This is a genomic window from Arenibacter hampyeongensis (assembly GCF_002909255.1).
Lineage (GTDB): Bacteria > Bacteroidota > Bacteroidia > Flavobacteriales > Flavobacteriaceae > Arenibacter > Arenibacter hampyeongensis.
This window is the reverse complement of sequence record NZ_PIOB01000001.1, coordinates 775,723-794,376: the sequence shown is the minus strand read 5'-3', so window position 1 is coordinate 794,376 and position 18,654 is coordinate 775,723. Positions and strand designations below refer to the sequence as shown.

The following is an 18,654-nucleotide window of genomic DNA, read 5'->3' as shown; positions in this document are numbered from 1 at the left end:
TTAATATTTGTAATTATTAATAGCCTGGATTCTGGATTATAGAAGGATCTTTGTCGATCTCTTCCTGTTTAATAGGCATAAAATAAACGTGGTTCTGCCAAATTCTATTCTCAAAAACAATATCAGTCGGCCTATAAAGATAGTCAAATTTAGCAGTATCCTTTCTGTAATCCGTTACAGTAGTACCCGGCTTTTGTGTAGCCTGAATCAATATTTGTTGCACCTGCTTGTTCAAGGATTGTGGACCTTCCAACCATCGCTTCATATCAAATAGTCTAGCGTCTTCATTGACCAATTCCTTGTCACGTTCTCTTTTGTAGAGTTCCAATAGTGCTGAACCCGATGCCGTTACTGCCGGAAGGCCATTTCTAAAACGGAGTTTATTCAACCAGGTAATGGCTTCCCCTTCGTCATTGGTATTGATATTGGCCTCCACATAGTTTAGCAGTACCTCGGTATAACGTATATACGGAGCATCTACCTTTTGAAGGTCATTGGGCCATGAAGCAGGAGTCCTGGGATCCGAAAATTTTCTGAAGTAATACCCTGTTCTGGAACCGTTCCAATCCTCTATAGGACCTTGACGAGTGTCAACACCATTTATAATGGTACCATCTGTCAAAGTATAATAGCCAGTTTGGATTTCATTGAATTTATCAAATTTAACAACGTCATCGGTCCTGTTCTTCCAACCTCCACCATCGTAAAGGAAAGTGGAATAAAAACGGGCCTCACGGTTATCGTAAGGAGCTGCTGCATGTGCAGGATTGTTCCAATCGAACTTGGTCCCGTCCGCAAAATCGTATTTGGAAACCAATGCCTCAGTAGGCGTAGTTCCCGCCCATTCATGATACCCGTTGGGACCATGGTACAAGGCCACCATTCCTGGTCCTTGGGACCATTCATTACCACCTGGATAAGTCCTGGAACCAAAGCCAAATTCCTCAACTAATCTTCCCCAAATAAAATCTTGGTTCTGATCTCCCTGAAGCCAGATATCTTCATAATTTTGAATGGCTTCTGCTTGAGAAGCTGGAGAAGTATAATCCAATTTGTAACCAGTAGTGGCATCCAATAATGCTTTGGAGGCAACCTTGGCTGCTTCCCATCGTTGCAATTGTGAACCACTTGTCCATCCGATCAATTCCGGATTACTATAACTGGCAATAGTGGGTACACCAGAATTTTTGGAGGGCTCGTACAAATCACTTGCCACATGGGTCAATACCCTAGACTTCATCGCCAAAGCGGTAATCTTATCCGCTCTAGAAGGATCTCTAGGCGCATCTTCAAGCAAATCAATTGCTCTATCCAAATCCGATAAAATTAAATCTACCGTTTCCGCAAATGTGCCTCGTGGATTGTTGGCTTCACTATCCAATGTTAAAGGGTCCGTTAACAAAACTACCCCTCCGAATTGTCTCATCAATTGGGCATAATAGTAGCCTCTCATAAAATACGCGTCCCCAAGCAAGCGATTTACCAAAGTTGCTTCCATTCCCGCCTCATTGACGGTAAGTCTTGCAATAGCGATATTGGCGCTTCTTATGAACGGATATAATTCCGGCCAACTAAACCACTGCATGTCCATAAAGTTACCAGCAGGGTTCATTTTACCTTCCGTATAACCATCCACACCCCTACCTGGATGTGTAAAAACGGCCTGATCGGTAAAGGCATCTGTAGTCTCCTCACGGGTAAGTGTACCTGCCCATGTACCTTGGTACAAATCTAAAACAGCTGCTTCGGCAAGTTTTGGATCTGACCATACATTGCCTTCCGCTACTTCACCTAGTGGTGTAGTTTCCAGGAAATCCTCGTTACAACCCACAAGCAGAAATCCGAAGGCCAAAATGGCTGTAATTTTTAAAATATTCTTCTTCATTTCAGTATTTTTTAAAAAGTTAATTGCAATCCAGTCATAATTGTTCTCAACATAGGGTATGCACCACCATTATTGACCGCTCCACCACTGGCTTCTCGGGTATTACCCACGTCAACCCCGCCCTGGGATACCTCTGGATCAAAAGGAAAGTCGGTAATCGTTATCAAGTTGGTACCTGACACAGAAATACGTAAACTTTTTACCCCAAATTGACTAATCAGATCTTTATCCAGACTATAACCTAATTCCAAAGTTTTTAATCTCACAAAATCCCTTGTAATAAGAAAGGCATCCGTTTGTCCGGAATACCATTGATCTCCACGATCCGCCAATCTTGGACCATAAGCATTTGGATTATCAATAGACCATGCACGATCACGAACATCTCGTTGAACATTGGCAAGGGTACCTGACATAAAACTCCACTCATAGGTATTATATCCTCCTGCCGAACCTGTCCAGTACATATTAAAGTCCAAGTTCTTATAATTTATGGCAGTATTCCATCCAAATTGGGTATCTGCAAAAGCACTTCCCCCAACCCTAGTTCTATCTTCAGGACCTATTTTTCCATCGCCACTAATATCCAACACTCGGGCATCACCTGGTTTAAGGGCGGGTGTTACCCCACTGTAATCCAAGGATTCGGAATCAATTTCAGCTTGGGAACGAAAAACCCCGTCGAATTTATAACGAAGTGGTCGTCCAATCTCCCCACCAGTTTCACGCTGCCAAGGACGATCCGCCAAATCAGGCTCATCAAAGAACACCAATTTATTGTCGGAATCACTAAAGTTAAACGTTAGGTTATAACTGAAACCAGAATCATTTGCTCCATTTAGTCCCATAGTAATTTCATAACCAGTATTTTCAAATTCCCCTATATTTATCGCCGGTGCAGCAATACCACTGTACTGTGGTAAGGTCTTTTGTGGCGTGGTCAAAATATCGGATCTTGAGTTTTTGTAAATATCGAACCCAAGTGATAACTTGTTATTCAAGGTTCTTAAATCAAAACCTGCGTTTCTTGAGGTAGCGGTTTCCCATGAAATATTGGGATTAGCCACTTTGTTCTCGTATGCAGTTGTATATACAGGACCTAAACCTGTAGCCGACAATTCATATGTTGCAATATACTGAAAAGGTTCAACATTATCATTACCCAACTCACCCCAAGAACCTCTGAACTTCAAGAAATTAATAAATGGCAAGCCCTTTTTAAAGAAGGATTCCTCTGATACCACCCAACCTGCAGATACTCCTGGGAAAAACCCAAAACGATTGTTTTTAGGGAATAGGTAAGAACCATCATATCTAAATAGACCTTCCAGTAAATACTTATCCTTGTAGGTGTAATTTAAACGACCATAATAGTTTAAACGAGCGGTCTCATAACCACTACCAAAGCTATTTTGCCCCTCATTACCCCCTAGGTCCAATTGTGCAAGATCACTGGAAAGGAAAAACCTTCTAAAGGCCCCAAAGAAACTTTGCTCAGATTCTTCACGGGTAACCCCAGCAAGCAATTTAAAGTAATGATCGCCAAATTCCTTTTCGTAAGAGGCATTTAAAGAAGCAGTAAAATCGGTCAATGTCGTATGTTGCTGATTCAAACTTGGATCACCTGGACCACGTTGTGCCGCTGTAAGACCTGAAGAATTTCTATTGACCCCATCCCAAGTGTAAAGTGTCCATGGGCGATTCCAGTTTTTGTAATCGAAATTCATTTTATCATAGGAAATAGTACTCATCAATTGAAGACCCTCTACTCCTGGAACTTCAAAGTTGATTCCGATGTTACTCTGAACGAAATTAGTATTCCTGTCAGTGTAACCAGGGCCATCGGTAACCCGAATGGCCGGGTTGTTTCCATTTTCTATATCTGGTCCATATTCGCCTGAAGGCCAGAATGCCGGAAACCAAGGATATTGCCTTACCAGATCATTAAATACGTTTCCTGGTTCATTGGTGGCCGTATAATTTTCTTCTTGTCGAGAATAAAGCCCCACATTAATACTCAAATGCTCGTTAATTTTTGCATCAAGATTAAGTCTTAGGTCATACTGTGTATAACCCTTGGGAGCATTTTTAAAGTTTACATCCTGTCTCAAGTGACCTAAAGAAGCAAGATATCTAACATGTTCCGTACCTCCGGAAACTTGTAAGTTTTGACGCTGAATAGGAGCCCCTCTAGTGGTTACTTCCTTCATCCAATCCGTATCGGGATACGCCCAGGGATCATTACCCGCGGCAGTTTTTTGGATTCTATCTGTAGAATAGGTTGGGTTTAACACCTCCCCATTAGGACGGGTGAAAGGTGCTCCCCTAACTGCATTGGCATCTGCCCACTCAGCCGTTGGAAGCTTATAAACATTAAGAAGGTTCACTAAATCCATATACTCCGCACCCGTTAACATATCTGGGGTTGTGGTGAAATTTTGCAAACCATAATTACTGGTAATCTTTACTTCCGGCGCACCTACTTTACCGCGTTTGGTAGTTACCAAAATAACCCCATTCGCAGCCCTAGCTCCATATATTGCAGCTGAGGCATCCTTAAGTACAGATATACTTTCAATGTCCGCAGGATTGATCCTTGTAATACCACCAGCTCTGTCAGGGATACCGTCAATTACTACCAAGGCAGAAGAGTTGTTAAAAGTATTGGTACCACGAACCCTAATTCCAGTATTTTCAGCACCGGGAGCCGCATTACCAGTATCTATATACAACCCGGCAACCTTACCGGCAAGGGCAGTACCTAAGTTGGGAGAAGAAGATTTTTCAAGTGCCTCCCCGCCTACTGTAGCCACGGATCCAGTTAAAGTTGCTTTTTTCTGGGTACCATAACCCACTACTACCACTTCCTCAAGCTGACTGGCATCTTCTTCCATGGTAATGTTAACTGTGGTTTGACCATTTACAGGTATTTCCACAGATTTATAACCTATGTAGCTAAACAACAATACCGCATTGTTGGCAACACTTGAAAGGGTATAGTTACCATCAAAATCGGTTTGGGTCCCGTTTGTAGTCCCTTTGACCACAATACTTGCCCCTGGTAATGGTCCGTTAGCATCGGATACCATTCCTGAAATGGTTTGTTGGGCCCAAACTGAATTAATCGCTTCGATTTTAGGATTTGCGAAGGCATGCACACTACACAATGCCATGGCAAACATCAAAACCGAAAGCTTCATTTTGAGCTTCCTTCTTTGAATGATTTCTGGTTGAACAGAAAACCAAGTCTTTTTCTCCATAATGTTAAAAGTTTAGTTAGTTAGTTAATATAAGCGGTACCAAAAAGTGTATTAACATGTCTTATTTTTTAAATTTGGCACTGGAACACCCTAAACAATCTGTCTAACAACCATTTAAATAAAGGTACTTTTCTAAAAGTGTTTATGGGAATTCACTATTCCAAATCGAATATTAAAACTAAAGCTACCAATTCCAACTTCAATTCTATTTTAACATATTAATAACCGTAAGAATAACACTTACTAAGCAAATGTATAAAAAATATTAAACTTTTGTTAAGATAAGTGAATTAAATGTTAACAAACAATGTAAATTGTTAAAACTAGGGGTAAAAATTAACAAGTTTTATTTCCTAGGTAATAAAACTGCCTAAACACCGCTGTCAGCCGATTATTGACCGGTAAGGATTTGTATTACTATAAATCCCCGAAAATAACTATCTTAGTGTAGTCGGCAATTTCCCGCCGTAATCCCCCAGCCATATTTCAATCGAATTGTAGAACATCAACACCTAAAAAACAATTATGAAACTAGGAGCTTTTTCAATTAGTCTAGCCGTCAAGGATCTAACCATATCCAAAGAATTTTACGAAAAACTGGGGTTTACCGTGTTTGCGGGTGACCTAAAAATGAATTATCTGATCATGAAAAATGGCAATGCCCTCGTTGGTTTGTTCCAAGGAATGTTCCCCAAGAACATCCTTACCTTTAATCCGGGTTGGGACGAGAATGCCAATGCGCTGAGCTCCTTTGATGATGTTAGAAAAATTCAAACTCATTTAAAAAGCAATAACCTAAAGTTGGAACAAGAGGCGGACCTAAAAACAACAGGACCCGCAAGTATTATGTTGACCGACCCCGATGGCAACCAAATATTGATAGACCAACATGTTTAATTTGAAAATTGGGCCAATTGGAATTGTTCCTTATTTTAAGCAACACCAATTCCCAGCAGTTGACAAATGCATAGTTTAAGCCCTCAATGCAATTTATAAGAATGTATTCCATAGCCGTAAATGGCTTATAAACATCCCATGAAAAAGTATTTCATATTAATTCTACTCTTAATTACTGTTGGTGGGTGTACACAAGAAAAGGTCGCGATTAACGGTCAAAAAGATTTCGACCAAAGCATAACCGAACTTCAATCCAAAAATATTTATGCGGAGGCCAAAGATTTCCCAAACAATACCCAGCTGTCCTTTGCCATTATTAAGAACGGGACTACTAAATTTTATGGTATTGAACGTAAGAACGATACCATTTTCACTGTTGATAATCATGATGGTGTTTTTGAAATTGGCTCTATTTCCAAAGTATTCACTGCTTCCCTATTGGCAAATTTGGTGGTGAACAATCAACTTGGCCTGGATGACAATATCAATGATCATTTGGAATGGCCTTTAAAAGATGGTGTAGCATTAACCTTTAAACAGCTGTCCAATCACACCTCAGGGCTTCCAAGGCTGCCCACCAACCTTTTCCCGGATTCCGTGGACATGCAAAACCCATATAAAGATTATGACGAGAATAAGTTAAAACATTATTTGACCAAAGAGCTACAACTGAACCAAAATCCAGGTGAGAAATCGGAATATTCAAACCTAGGCGTAGGATTGTTGGGTTTTGTTTTGAGTGAAATAGAGCGTACTTCCTATGAAAACCTACTCCAGACTAAAATTTGTACAAAGTACCAAATGACAAATACTACCACCAATAGAAGCCTTATTTCAAACAAACTGGTCAAGGGACTGGATATTACAGGTAAGGAAACTCCAAACTGGGATTTAAATGTCTTGGCTGGGGCCGGTGGAATTTTGTCCTCTGTTGCCGACCTGTCAAAATTTGCCGGGGCACAATTCAATGATTCAAACCAAGCGCTGGCATTGACCAGAAAACCAACCTTTAACCTCCAGGTCAATAAAGCCGATATGGGATTGGGATGGGCCATTAAAAAAAACCCGGGAGAGGAACACGTTATGCATAGTGGTGGTACTGGGGGCTATAGATCCAACATGGTACTTGATATTGCGAACAAAAATGGAGTGATTATTCTCTCCAATATCTCGGCTTTTCACAAAAATAGTATGAATATAGATAACCTTGGCAAACGCCTAATGGGAACACTTAAGAAAGCGGATTAAGATATGTACCGGCCTTGAGGTCACAAAATATATTCATGGGCAAGCCAAAGGAGTTCCTTATATTTAAAGAATAAATTTAAAACAAAATGAGCAACAAGCAATTGACCATCACTGCCAGTATTCTGGCCAAATCGGATAAAAGGGAATTTGTAAAACAAGCCTTATTGAAACTTATACCACCTACACTAAAGGAAGAGGGCTGCTTAAACTACGATCTGCACCAAGACAATGAAAACCCTGATCGTTTTTTCTTCTATGAAAATTGGACCAGTTATGATCATTGGCAAAAACATAACAACAGTGCGCATATCGCAGCGCACAAAAAGGCTACCGAAGGCGCCGTAGCAGAGGTAGTTATAGGGCAATTATCCCCTGTTAGTTAAACATTTTATATTTAAAATTGTAGTATCTTTCAAAGACCACGGTAAGCCTAATTAAAGTGGTCGCTTGTAACTATATAACCATGAAAAACGCCCTTTCACTATCGCTTTGTGTTATTTTGTTAACGCTTACAAGCACATTCGCACAGAAAAAACCGGTTAAATTGGGAGTCGTTGGCCTGTCCCATGGACATGTTGGGTGGATTTTAAACAGGGAGGCAAAAGAGGATGTGATCATGGTAGGTATTGTGGAGACCAATCGTGATTTGGCACAGCGACTATCCAACAAGCACGGTTTTCCTATGGAAATGGTGTTCAATACCATGGAGGAAATGATAGCCGCCGTAAAGCCCGAAGCGGTTGCAGGCTTTGGAAATATTTACGATCACTTGGCTATTGTAGAGACTTGTGCACCAAAAGGCATCCACGTTATGGTAGAAAAACCCTTGGCCGTAAGCTTGGAACATGCCAAAAAAATGGAGGCATTGGCCAAAAAACACAATATTCATTTGCTCACCAATTATGAGACCTCTTGGTATCCTACAAATCTAAAGGCCTTTGAACTGCTCCATGAAGGTACAATAGGCGATCTTAGAAAGGTTATTGTGCGAGATGGACATAAAGGGCCTAAAAAAATTGGGGTAAGTGCCGAGTTTTTAGAATTCCTAACCGATCCCAAACTCAATGGTGGTGGGGCCATAATGGACTTTGGATGCTACGGGGCCAACCTTATGACCTGGTTGCAACAGGGTAAAAGACCAAATTCGGTTACTGCAGTGACCCAACAGTTACAGCCCGAAAACAACCCCAAGGTAGACGATGATGCTACTATAATACTTACCTATGACGGTGCCATGGCCATATTGGAACCCTCATGGAACTGGCCCATTGGCCGTAAGGATATGGAAATCTATGGAGTAAAAGGTGCTATTTATGCCGATAACCGCCATGACCTGAGAGTTCGGATTTCTGAAGGCTATGGTGGTTATAAAGAGGAAGTTTTTAAACTAGGGGAAAGGGATGCTCCCTATGATGAGCCCTTTGCCTTGTTTGCATCCGTTATTAGGGAGGAAACTACCCTTGGATCTTACGACCCCTATTCCTTGGAAAACAATATGATCACCATGGAAATATTAGAGGCTGCCGTTCAAAGTTCAAAATCGCAGCGCACCATTCAGCTCAAAAACTAGTTGTCCTCATAATAAGGATAACGGAAAAATAAAAAAATTTCGTATCTCACTGTATATTAGGCCCATATACATAACACTCTCTTCCCGGCAAGCATAAATTACCCTTTTACATCCATTGTATTATTATATTCTAAAGCACATAGAAATGAGGAAATTACAATAAACAAGGGATCATATCTTTAAAAACCAAACAACTATATACTGCCAAATGTTATCTTCTTTTTGGGCGTTCCCTCCTTCGTCGGTCGGGCCCTTGGCTATATCCCTGGCGTTGCTGCGGGGATGCCGCCGCGGTCCCTAACGCATTTCAAAAGATTCAAATATGTCCGCTGGGAAGTTGTATGCCTATTGGAGAGAATACAGAAAAACTAAAGATCTACCCACTTAAAATCATTGGGCACCGTAGCATCCAATAAATCCACTTTTAAAGCCTTGGCGGTCCTCTCGCCCAAAGCAAAGGTCGTTGCCAAATCCCCGGTTTCATAAATGGTAAAATTTCTATTCCCTTTCATCCACAAATTTACCTCATAGGTATAGGAACCATTGGCTTTTAATTGCCTAAAAACGGATACGTATTCTATGGCGGGAAGAGCTTTCCATCTACCAACACCTAAAGGACCCACACGATATTCTTCCTTATATTTTTGATGCTCCAAATCAAAATAAATACTTTTTACACTCGAAAATAAAATTCCCTGGGCCGCACAGGCAATGGCAATATAGAATACCCTAAAATTCCACCTGTTATTCAATCCTACTTCCGGGAATATTTCATAACCAAAGAAGAACATAACCAGCAAAATAAGGGTCAAGGTATAAAAAGCCGAAGCCACTAAGGTTTGCCACATGGGCCTAACACCTTCTGAAATGATAATTTTACGCCTATCCATATGCTATAAAACGACAAAAGCCATACGAAACGTATGGCTTTTGATTATTTGTCAATGGCATTAATCTTTGTTAATCCGCCAATACAATTACTTTATTGTTCTTCATTTCAACAGTTCCACTGCTAATTTCAAGGATAGTATCGCCATTGGGAGCTTTGGAAAATTTGTTTCCGTTAGCTTCGTCCAAAACAACGTTTCCTTTAAACCTTACCTTTCCTTCCTGTAATAGGGAAACGATAGGGGCGTGATTGTCCAACATTTGAAATTCACCATCAACTCCAGGAACAGTTACTGCAGTAACTTCTCCGGCAAACAAAGTGGCCTCTGGTGATACAATTTCTAGATACATATTTATAAGTATTCGGTATTCAGTATTCAGTATTCAATCGCTTCTTGTCAATTGCCAACTTATTACTGCCTACTCATTTACGCTTCAGCAAGCATTTTCTCTCCAGCTTCTATAGCTTCTTCAATGGTACCCTTAAGGTTAAAGGCAGATTCTGGAAGATGATCTAACTCCCCATCCATAATCATATTAAATCCTTTAATAGTTTCCTTAATATCTACCAAAACTCCCGGGATACCGGTAAATTGCTCTGCTACGTGGAACGGTTGGGAAAGGAAACGTTGTACACGTCTAGCCCTACCTACTGCCAATTTATCCTCTTCGGATAATTCCTCCATACCCAATATGGCAATAATATCCTGAAGTTCTTTATAACGTTGCAATAACTCTTTTACATTTTGAGCACATGCATAATGATCTTTTCCTAATATCTCGGCAGTCAAAATCCTTGAAGTTGAATCCAAAGGATCTACCGCTGGGTAAATACCCAACTCGGCAATCTTACGAGACAATACGGTAGTAGCATCCAAGTGGGCAAATGTTGTCGCCGGTGCTGGATCTGTTAAATCATCCGCAGGTACGTAAACCGCCTGTACCGAGGTAATGGAACCTCTTTTGGTTGATGTAATACGTTCTTGCATAGCACCCATCTCCGTTGCCAAAGTTGGTTGGTAACCTACCGCTGAAGGCATACGTCCCAAAAGGGCCGATACCTCAGAACCCGCCTGAGTAAAACGGAAAATGTTATCTACGAAGAATAAAACGTCTTTCCCTTGACCTTCTCCTGCACCATCACGGAAGTATTCTGCAATAGTTAATCCAGACAAGGCAACACGTGCACGTGCTCCAGGAGGTTCGTTCATTTGTCCAAAAACGAATGTCGCTTTGGAATCCTTCATTACTTTTTTATCAACTTTGGATAGATCCCATCCGCCTTCTTCCATAGAGTGCAAGAAATCATCTCCGTATTTTATAATTCCTGACTCCAACATCTCACGAAGTAAATCGTTACCCTCACGAGTACGCTCTCCTACTCCAGCAAATACAGAAAGTCCACCATGTCCTTTTGCGATGTTGTTGATCAATTCCTGGATAAGTACTGTTTTACCAACACCAGCTCCACCGAACAAACCAATTTTACCACCCTTTGCATAAGGCTCGATCAAATCGATTACTTTAATACCAGTGAACAAAACTTCCGTAGAAGTGGATAAATCCTCAAATTTAGGGGCATCCCTGTGAATTGGAAGTCCGTCTTTACCTGCTTTTGGCAAATTTCCAAGTCCATCGATGGCATCTCCAATTACATTAAATAGACGACCGTAAACAGCATCGCCTATTGGCATCTGGATTGCGTTTCCTGTTGCTTTTACCTCAACACCTCGGCTTAAACCATCCGTTGAGTCCATAGAAATTGTCCTTACGGTACTTTCACCAACATGGGATTGAACTTCCAATACTAATAGTGATCCATCTTCATTTTGGATTTCCAAAGAATCATAAATTCTGGGAAGGTCCGCTCCGGACTGAAATTCAACATCAACTACCGGGCCGATGATTTGAGAAACTTTACCTGTAACTTTAGACATTACTTGAGTATTTACGTTTTACTGATATCTTTAAATTAAAAACAGCGCAACCTACCGCTTTGTTTTTAAGGCTGCAAAGATATGTTTTCCATTCTTAAAAAGAAATTGTTTTTTTAATTTTTATGGAAGAACTGATGTATACTTTTTTCATTTGCTAAAAAATCTTCCTTTCCACCCCTTTATTACCTTTTCCTTCTTTCTAAGCCAAGGCTATTCAACATGAAAAAGTTTTCAAATAATGACTAATATTCACTTAAACACAAAAAAATAAAATCAGTTATACAAAAAAGCACCCTATAATAAGGTGCTATATCTCTGTTTAAATCAACTTTATTTTATTGAAGCGTTGAAGAATAATTTGTTGGATAGGCGCCTATATCCAATAAAGAACCAGATGCCTCAAAATTTGAACCATAAGTAACATCTATCGCTTTCATAAATTCATTGGCTATCAAAGCATAACCTCTAGCTGTTGGATGAACACCATCTAAAGAAAATGCACCTCCCCTGACCAATACATCCGTTAAGATAAAATTACCACTAGTCAATCCTCCATCCGCTATTTTGTTCATTAAACCATTGGCGTCCACCAAACCCAAACCTGCTTGAGTAGCACTTGCTGCGATAGTTGCATTGAATGCAGTCGTTGCTGCTGCAATCTCTGCTTGTTCACTTGGCAATAAAACCCATTTATCAGCTAATGGTAAAGACACCCCTTCTACTGAAAATTGCCCAGCCAATGCTTGGGATAGTCCTTGGGACATTAAAAATTCCACTGAACTGGTGTTTACCGTACCAATAATAGATGAACTAGGCAATACAAACAAATCGTCAGCTGTAGCCTGCCTTGCTTGTCCGTAAGCTAAACCAAAAAGATCGGCTACCGTTGGCGCGGCTTCAACTGGCAAACCAAATGATTGTACAAACGCAGGAAACGTAGGACTTAACTTCAATACTCCGGCAATTTGAGCTGATAAATTAATTAAGGATTCATCGTTAACCACAACCGCACTTGCCTCAGTTGTTGAAAAAACAATTTGTCGATCTGTTGCGTTTGGAACTCCTTGACTCTCCAAATAGGCAAACACCTGATTCAACTGACCAAATACCCCGTTTAAGGTAGGTATTTGATCGGTATAAGCTTGTAAACATTCATCATTAGGATCCAAGGGATTATAGGGTACGGTTGTAAAATGTGGAATACTTGTTACATCTGGAATATTTGCCACAACACCTTGTGCACCACCTGCCGTTACTGCTCCGATCAAAGTTGCATATGTTTGGTTGAAACCAACTCCAGGTGCTCCATCTATTGGGGTGATCGCACTAGATCCGTCTCCGCCAGAAAGGGCATAACCTAAAACATCATTAATCCCAACCCAAAGTGTAAAAAAGGTTGGTGATTGTGCAAGAACATCACCTAAAACGCTAGCGCTAGGTTCTGAAGCCATTCTTATAAAATAAGGATTTGCTAGGCCTAAGGAAAAGTTGGCCAAGGCTCCATAACCTGGAGCTAATAAATGAAAACTTTTTGCGCCAGGAACTCCCATATTATTAAATGGTCCTGTTGGATTATTTAATAAAAAATCTGTTGTAGAACTAGCAACCTGTGTATTGGTATCGTTAGGGTCAATTCCAAGAACAACAGGGCCGGTAAAGTCCGGGCATGCTGAATTAGAATCAGAATAAAAATACAGTCTTGGAGCGAAAAGATTATTTCCAGATAGTGGATTTAAAACAGGATTTCCTCCTAATAATAATCCTCCAAAATTATCATTCATTAATGGTTGGGAAAAATTACCACCACCAACCAATGAAAATTTTTGTGATAATAGATTAGGAAAAGAATTTTGTTGTGATGCAATAAATAACGCATTATCACTGAAGCCAGCAGTAAATGAATTTCCTATAGCTACATATTTGGAAAAATCAGCAGAACCAGCAGTCAATGCGGGTTTTGCTTCCTCTTCCACAACAAGGTTCAAATCTACATCTTCAGGATCGTTACAATTTGTAAACAAAAACAGTGAAGAAGCTAAGAATATATATTTTAAATTTTTCATGTCAAATTATGATTTGATTTCCGATTAGTTATTAATTGTCCAAGATAGGTAGTACATAGACCCAATAAAGCCTGTACCGAAGGCAGTAAAATACTCATTGCCCGTAATGTTGGTTCCACCTAACTTAAAGGAAGATTTGATGCTTGGAACAGCGTAGCTAATTTGAGCATCAAGTGTATGGAATTCCGGCACAACACCATCGCCAAAAGTAGCTTCCCAAAAATAATCATCACTAAATCTGTATGCTAGATTAAAGCCAAAGTTTTTGAATAACTCTTCATTCCCAAAATTGGCTTTAAACTTATGTTCTGGAGTATTAAAATTCAACATAACATCTGGATTTGCTTCTCGATCAAAATCCAACTTTGTAAAAGTATAACTACCCCCTAAATCAAAATTACCAAGTATTTTCATGTCTAAACCAATAGAAGCTCCGTAAGAGTTAACATCAGCATCAGTATTGGTATAGGCACTATAGCGCTGTACATCATCGTTTCTGACAGCATCTACAGATAGATTGCCATCGCCGGCAATACCATAATAAGGTGCATCAACAACTTCTTGAGAAATGAAGTCTTTATAACTATTGTAATAGGCACTAAAATCAACTACTAGTTTATCTATCTTTCCTCTGTACCCAACCTCAATTGAGGTAACCTGTTCGGGTTTTACCAAATCCGGATTTGAAACCTTTAAATCAGCCACGTTATTAGTAAGCTTAAAGGTCTCCACTGACTGCGCTGAATAGGCATTTTCATAAGCTGCTCTTCCTGTTTGTACTACTGATGCAGGCTGGCCTGACAATTGACCAGTTGAACTTACATCATAGGTATCAGAATAACGATTCAAATTATCAGGTGCGGAACCAACTAAAATTGCTCTACCTGCATCCAAACCAATAAATAAATCTTGGGTGGTCGGGTTTCTAAATCCAGTTTGCACGGAAGCTCTAATGTTGTGATTTCTATTAAGTGTGAAACCAGCTGAAATACGTGGCGATAAGAAGCCATCAAAAAATTCTGATTTGTCATAACGCGCTGATCCTGTTAATTTTATGCTTTTCACATCAGAGAGTTCAATCTTTTTTTGAATTTGGGTATAAATACCATATTCAGAATAATCAATTGGACCATCAGTATCAGTATATATTGTACCGCCAGAATTTAAACTGTATTTTCTATAGGATCCTCCAATTTGAATTTCAGCAATATCAATCAAATGGCTAAAATTATAATTACCATCAGCATGGTAATATTTAGAGGCATCTTGAAACTTAGAACCTGTTGATAAATCAGGATCATTTATACTTTTATTAAATGCAGCCTCGAATTGCGGTGTTCCTGGCAGGTAACGGCCCGTATCTGCAACAGCTCTCGCCCGTGCATGCTTTTGATCATCCGTTAAACCAGAAGGATTGCCAGACAATTCTATTCCAGCATAAGTTGCTATATAATCTCCAAACCAGTCTTCGTCGGATTTCCAGGATCTGTTAATGTTAATCCCCGTAAACACCATATCATAAGAGTCTCCTGCTTTATCCCCTACAACATATCCTCGTAAAAAGAAATTGTCATTTTTAATTTCTAGTTTATGTTGCTCTTGAAAAAAACCATTGATATTGTAACGGTTTGTTCCTTGATAGATAGTAGTACCGGTACCCACCTTACCCACATAAGAGAACTCTAGGCTGTTGTCTTCAATTGGACGATAGTATAATCCCCAATCCGCTTTAATACTTTCAGCGTTATAGTTGGTTAAATCCCGCTCATTGTAACCTGTTCTACTTACCTCAACATTTGGAATAATTCCCAAACCAGATGCAGATCTAATGTTCGTGGAAACTTCATCCCCGTATATATTAATTCCATCATAGTTATAATTGGCTCTTGTTCTAGTTGGATCAAATTTATCAACCTCACTGGTTGCGGCCCAATCTGTCCCTTTTAAATATCCGAAGTTTACTTTACCAGCAAATTTATCAGAAAATTTATGCGCCGCGCGAATACCAAAGTCAGTATACGGATTAGTTCCTGCTGACTCTTGAGAGGTGACACCTCTTTTTATGGAAACACTAATTCCTTCATGGTCAAAAGGGCTTTTACTACGCATAAAAAGTATCCCGTTAAAGGCATTGGCACCATAAAGTGCTGAGGATGCCCCAGGAAGTAATTCAACACTTAGAACATCTGTCTCTATCATCCCCACTAAGTTTCCAATTGGAAAGTTTAACGCCGGAGTAGAATTATCCATACCATCAACCAATTGCATAAATCGAGTATTGGCAAAAGAAGCAAAACCCCTAGTGTTTACGGATTTAAAAGTTAAACTGTTAGTGTTTACATCTACACCCTTTAAATTTTCCAATCCGCCGTAAAAATCTGCAGCTGTAGTGTTTTTAATATCTTCCAATCCAAAACGTTCCACAGTAACCGGAGATTCAAAAACACGCTCTGGAGTTCTTGAAGCAGAAATTACCACCTCGTCCAAACTTGTCTGTTCCTCGTTTAAGGTAACGGAAATAGTTTGATTATTTTGAGTAATATTGGCCTGGGAGGCAACAAATCCAATACTGGTAATATTCAATGTAAATGGAGGATTTTCAGTAGTGTTCAACAAGAAATTCCCATCAAAATCGGTTACCGTTCCAATGGCTTTGCCTACAATTACAATGTTGGCCCCAGGCACGGGATCGCTGTTTTGGTCCACCACATTTCCTTTTATGATCGTTTGTGAATACGTCAGCATTCCGAACATGAAAAAGAATAATAGAAGAATTGATCTCATAAAATTTTGAGTTAAATTAGTATTAGTTATTGGTAAGATATCATCTAATGGCCAATATACACTAAATTTAAATTTAACAATAACAAAATCAAATAAATTATGCATGCATAGTATTTTTTGTTCAAAATTTAACAGTTTTATTCAAATTAAGGACAAAATATAACATAAAAAATCCATGAATAATCGCCTTAAAAGACCAATACTCATGGATTTTACAAATAAAATTTGTTAATTTTTTACTCTACTGTAACCGACTTTGCCAAATTTCGGGGTTGATCCACATTACAACCTCGCATGACCGCTATGTGATACGATAATAACTGTAGGGGAATAGTAGTTAATAATGGTGTAAGACTCTCCAATGTTTCAGGAATTTCAATGACATGGTCCGCCAAATCCCTAACCTGCTCATCCCCTTCCGTAACCACAGCTATAATCTTACCTTTTCTGGATTTAATTTCCTGTATATTACTAACTACCTTTTCATAATGACCTTTATTGGTAGCTATGACCACAACAGGCATATGTTCATCTATTAGTGCAATTGGCCCATGTTTCATTTCTGCGGCAGGGTACCCCTCGGCATGTATGTAACTTATTTCCTTTAATTTCAAAGCACCTTCCAAAGCTACCGGAAAGTTATAGCCTCTTCCCAAATACAAGCAATTGGTAGAATTTTTATAAACATCGGCAATTATTTCTACCAGTGGATTGGTAAGTAGGGCTTTTTCAACCTTGGCTGGTATATTCTCCAATTCGGTCAAATGCTCATGGAATCGGGTATTATTGAAAATTCCTTTTTCCTTGGCCAATTTTAATGCCAATAAGGTCAATACCGTGATTTGCGTCGTAAAGGCCTTGGTCGAGGCCACTCCAATTTCTGGACCGGCATGGGTATAAGCGCCTGCATCTGTTTCCCTTGCTATGGATGAACCCACCACATTACAGACCCCAAAAACAAAAGCTCCCTTTTCCTTGGCCAATTTAATGGCGGCCAGGGTATCTGCGGTTTCTCCGGACTGTGAAATGGCAATAAGTACATCCTTATCCGTTATAACCGGGTTTCTATATCTGAACTCGGAAGCATATTCCACTTCTACCGGAATCCTGGCCAAATCCTCAAATATATACTCGGCAACCAAACCGGCATGCCAAGAAGTACCACAGGCCACTATAATTATACGATTGGCATTCAAAAACTTTTCCAGATTATCATCTATGCCCGCCATTTTAATAATCCCTTCCTTGGCCAAAAGACGTCCCCGATAAGTATCCAATATTGCTCTTGGTTGTTCATAGATCTCCTTAAGCATAAAGTGATCAAAACCACCTTTTTCAATCTCCTCTAGATTAAGTTTTAATTCCTGAATGGATGGATATGCAATGGCATCATCCTTTATTTTTCTCAATTTTATTTCCTTGCCCAACCTAATGACGGCCATTTCCTCATCCTCCAAATAAATGGCATTGTTGGTGAATTCTATAAAAGGGGATGCATCCGAAGCTATAAAGAATTCGTTCTCCCCAACTCCGATAGCCAACGGACTACCTAATTTGGCTACTACAATTTCATCCGGTTTCTGCTTGTCGAAAACTGCAATGGCATACGCCCCTACTACTTGGTTTAAAGCAATTTGAACCGCCTTTCCAAGCTTAACCCCTTCTTTGCGTTTCACTTCCTCTATAAGGTTCACCAATACTTCCGTATCGGTTTCCGAGGAAAAAGTGTAGCCCCTTTTAATTAATTCCTTTTTAAGTGAATCATAATTTTCAATAATACCATTGTGGATAATTACCAAATCCCCAGAATTGGAATAATGTGGGTGGGAATTAACATCATTGGGCACACCATGGGTAGCCCATCTGGTATGGCCTATCCCCAGTTTACCTTCAAGGGAAATTGATTTTTGGGACTTATTTTTTAAATCCTCTACTTTTCCCTTCGTCTTTGATAAATTTATATCCTTGCCATCGTATAATGCTATACCTGCACTGTCGTAACCTCTGTACTCTAAACGCTGAAGTCCCTTTATAATAATGGGATAAGCATCCCTATGCCCAATATATCCTACAATTCCACACATAATTTAAAGTTTAATGATTAGCAATTAAAAAAGGTTTA

General features: G+C 39.7%; 12 protein-coding genes. 4 read left to right on the top strand and 8 right to left on the bottom strand.

What is annotated here, in order from left to right; all coding sequences use genetic code 11:
* Positions 1 to 16: 16 nt before the first annotated feature.
* Together CWD91_RS03185 and CWD91_RS03180 are read right to left on the bottom strand one after the other, a co-directional pair.
* Positions 17 to 1,885 (bottom strand): RagB/SusD family nutrient uptake outer membrane protein, encoded by a 1,869-nt coding sequence (locus CWD91_RS03185; protein ID WP_103439477.1) that lies wholly within the window; start codon positions 1,883 to 1,885, stop codon positions 17 to 19.
* A gap of 11 nt (positions 1,886 to 1,896) precedes the next feature.
* Positions 1,897 to 5,145, bottom strand: a complete 3,249-nt coding sequence (locus CWD91_RS03180) for a SusC/RagA family TonB-linked outer membrane protein (RefSeq protein WP_239985627.1) — start codon at positions 5,143 to 5,145, stop codon at positions 1,897 to 1,899.
* A gap of 525 nt (positions 5,146 to 5,670) precedes the next feature.
* On the opposite strand from CWD91_RS03180, the gene CWD91_RS03175 reads away from it, so the two are divergent.
* The 4 genes from CWD91_RS03175 (at position 5,671) to CWD91_RS03160 (ending at position 8,860) form a co-directional block, all read left to right on the top strand.
* Positions 5,671 to 6,042, top strand: coding sequence for a VOC family protein (locus CWD91_RS03175; protein ID WP_103439476.1), 372 nt, complete (start codon positions 5,671 to 5,673; stop codon positions 6,040 to 6,042).
* A 138-nt stretch (positions 6,043 to 6,180) separates the two neighbouring features.
* On the top strand, positions 6,181 to 7,290 hold the full coding sequence (locus CWD91_RS03170; protein WP_157943705.1) for a serine hydrolase domain-containing protein: 1,110 nt from the start codon (positions 6,181 to 6,183) through the stop codon (positions 7,288 to 7,290).
* A gap of 86 nt (positions 7,291 to 7,376) precedes the next feature.
* Positions 7,377 to 7,673, top strand: a complete 297-nt coding sequence (locus CWD91_RS03165; protein ID WP_103439474.1) for a putative quinol monooxygenase — start codon at positions 7,377 to 7,379, stop codon at positions 7,671 to 7,673.
* A gap of 80 nt (positions 7,674 to 7,753) precedes the next feature.
* Positions 7,754 to 8,860 carry a Gfo/Idh/MocA family protein gene (locus tag CWD91_RS03160; protein ID WP_103439473.1) on the top strand — a complete coding sequence of 369 codons (1,107 nt, stop codon included), beginning with the start codon at positions 7,754 to 7,756 and terminating at the stop codon, positions 8,858 to 8,860.
* Between the two features lie 368 nt (positions 8,861 to 9,228).
* Here the strand turns inward: CWD91_RS03160 and CWD91_RS03155 are convergent, their stop codons facing one another.
* The 6 genes from CWD91_RS03155 to glmS all read right to left on the bottom strand — a co-directional run bounded on the left by CWD91_RS03155 (position 9,229) and on the right by glmS (position 18,616).
* Positions 9,229 to 9,750: a hypothetical protein gene (locus CWD91_RS03155; RefSeq protein ID WP_103439472.1), complete on the bottom strand. Its 522-nt coding sequence runs from the start codon at positions 9,748 to 9,750 to the stop codon at positions 9,229 to 9,231.
* Between the two features lie 70 nt (positions 9,751 to 9,820).
* Positions 9,821 to 10,099: a F0F1 ATP synthase subunit epsilon gene (locus CWD91_RS03150; protein ID WP_103439471.1), complete on the bottom strand. Its 279-nt coding sequence runs from the start codon at positions 10,097 to 10,099 to the stop codon at positions 9,821 to 9,823.
* Between the two features lie 77 nt (positions 10,100 to 10,176).
* The gene (gene atpD, locus CWD91_RS03145) at positions 10,177 to 11,685 is read right to left on the bottom strand and encodes a F0F1 ATP synthase subunit beta (protein ID WP_103439470.1); all 1,509 of its coding nucleotides are present in this window, start codon (positions 11,683 to 11,685) and stop codon (positions 10,177 to 10,179) included.
* Between the two features lie 335 nt (positions 11,686 to 12,020).
* A complete protein-coding gene (locus CWD91_RS03140) occupies positions 12,021 to 13,748 on the bottom strand; it encodes an SGNH/GDSL hydrolase family protein (RefSeq protein WP_103439469.1) in 1,728 nt (575 codons plus the stop codon).
* Between the two features lie 24 nt (positions 13,749 to 13,772).
* A complete protein-coding gene (locus tag CWD91_RS03135; protein ID WP_103439880.1) occupies positions 13,773 to 16,532 on the bottom strand; it encodes a TonB-dependent receptor in 2,760 nt (919 codons plus the stop codon).
* A gap of 236 nt (positions 16,533 to 16,768) precedes the next feature.
* Complete coding sequence (gene glmS / locus CWD91_RS03130) at positions 16,769 to 18,616, bottom strand: glutamine--fructose-6-phosphate transaminase (isomerizing) (RefSeq protein ID WP_103439468.1); 1,848 nt, start codon at positions 18,614 to 18,616, stop codon at positions 16,769 to 16,771.
* Positions 18,617 to 18,654 lie beyond the last annotated feature (38 nt).

Excerpts from the sequence above, each read along its gene's own strand:
- CWD91_RS03185 (WP_103439477.1), bottom strand. The coding sequence starts at position 1,885 with ATGAAGAAGAATATTTTAAAAATTACAGCCATTTTGGCCTTCGGATTT.
- CWD91_RS03180 (WP_239985627.1), bottom strand. The coding sequence starts at position 5,145 with ATGGAGAAAAAGACTTGGTTTTCTGTTCAACCAGAAATCATTCAAAGA.
- CWD91_RS03175 (WP_103439476.1), top strand. The coding sequence starts at position 5,671 with ATGAAACTAGGAGCTTTTTCAATTAGTCTAGCCGTCAAGGATCTAACC.
- CWD91_RS03170 (WP_157943705.1), top strand. The coding sequence starts at position 6,181 with ATGAAAAAGTATTTCATATTAATTCTACTCTTAATTACTGTTGGTGGG.
- CWD91_RS03165 (WP_103439474.1), top strand. The coding sequence starts at position 7,377 with ATGAGCAACAAGCAATTGACCATCACTGCCAGTATTCTGGCCAAATCG.
- CWD91_RS03160 (WP_103439473.1), top strand. The coding sequence starts at position 7,754 with ATGAAAAACGCCCTTTCACTATCGCTTTGTGTTATTTTGTTAACGCTT.
- CWD91_RS03155 (WP_103439472.1), bottom strand. The coding sequence starts at position 9,750 with ATGGATAGGCGTAAAATTATCATTTCAGAAGGTGTTAGGCCCATGTGG.
- CWD91_RS03150 (WP_103439471.1), bottom strand. The coding sequence starts at position 10,099 with ATGTATCTAGAAATTGTATCACCAGAGGCCACTTTGTTTGCCGGAGAA.
- atpD (WP_103439470.1), bottom strand. The coding sequence starts at position 11,685 with ATGTCTAAAGTTACAGGTAAAGTTTCTCAAATCATCGGCCCGGTAGTT.
- CWD91_RS03140 (WP_103439469.1), bottom strand. The coding sequence starts at position 13,748 with ATGAAAAATTTAAAATATATATTCTTAGCTTCTTCACTGTTTTTGTTT.
- CWD91_RS03135 (WP_103439880.1), bottom strand. The coding sequence starts at position 16,532 with ATGAGATCAATTCTTCTATTATTCTTTTTCATGTTCGGAATGCTGACG.
- glmS (WP_103439468.1), bottom strand. The coding sequence starts at position 18,616 with ATGTGTGGAATTGTAGGATATATTGGGCATAGGGATGCTTATCCCATT.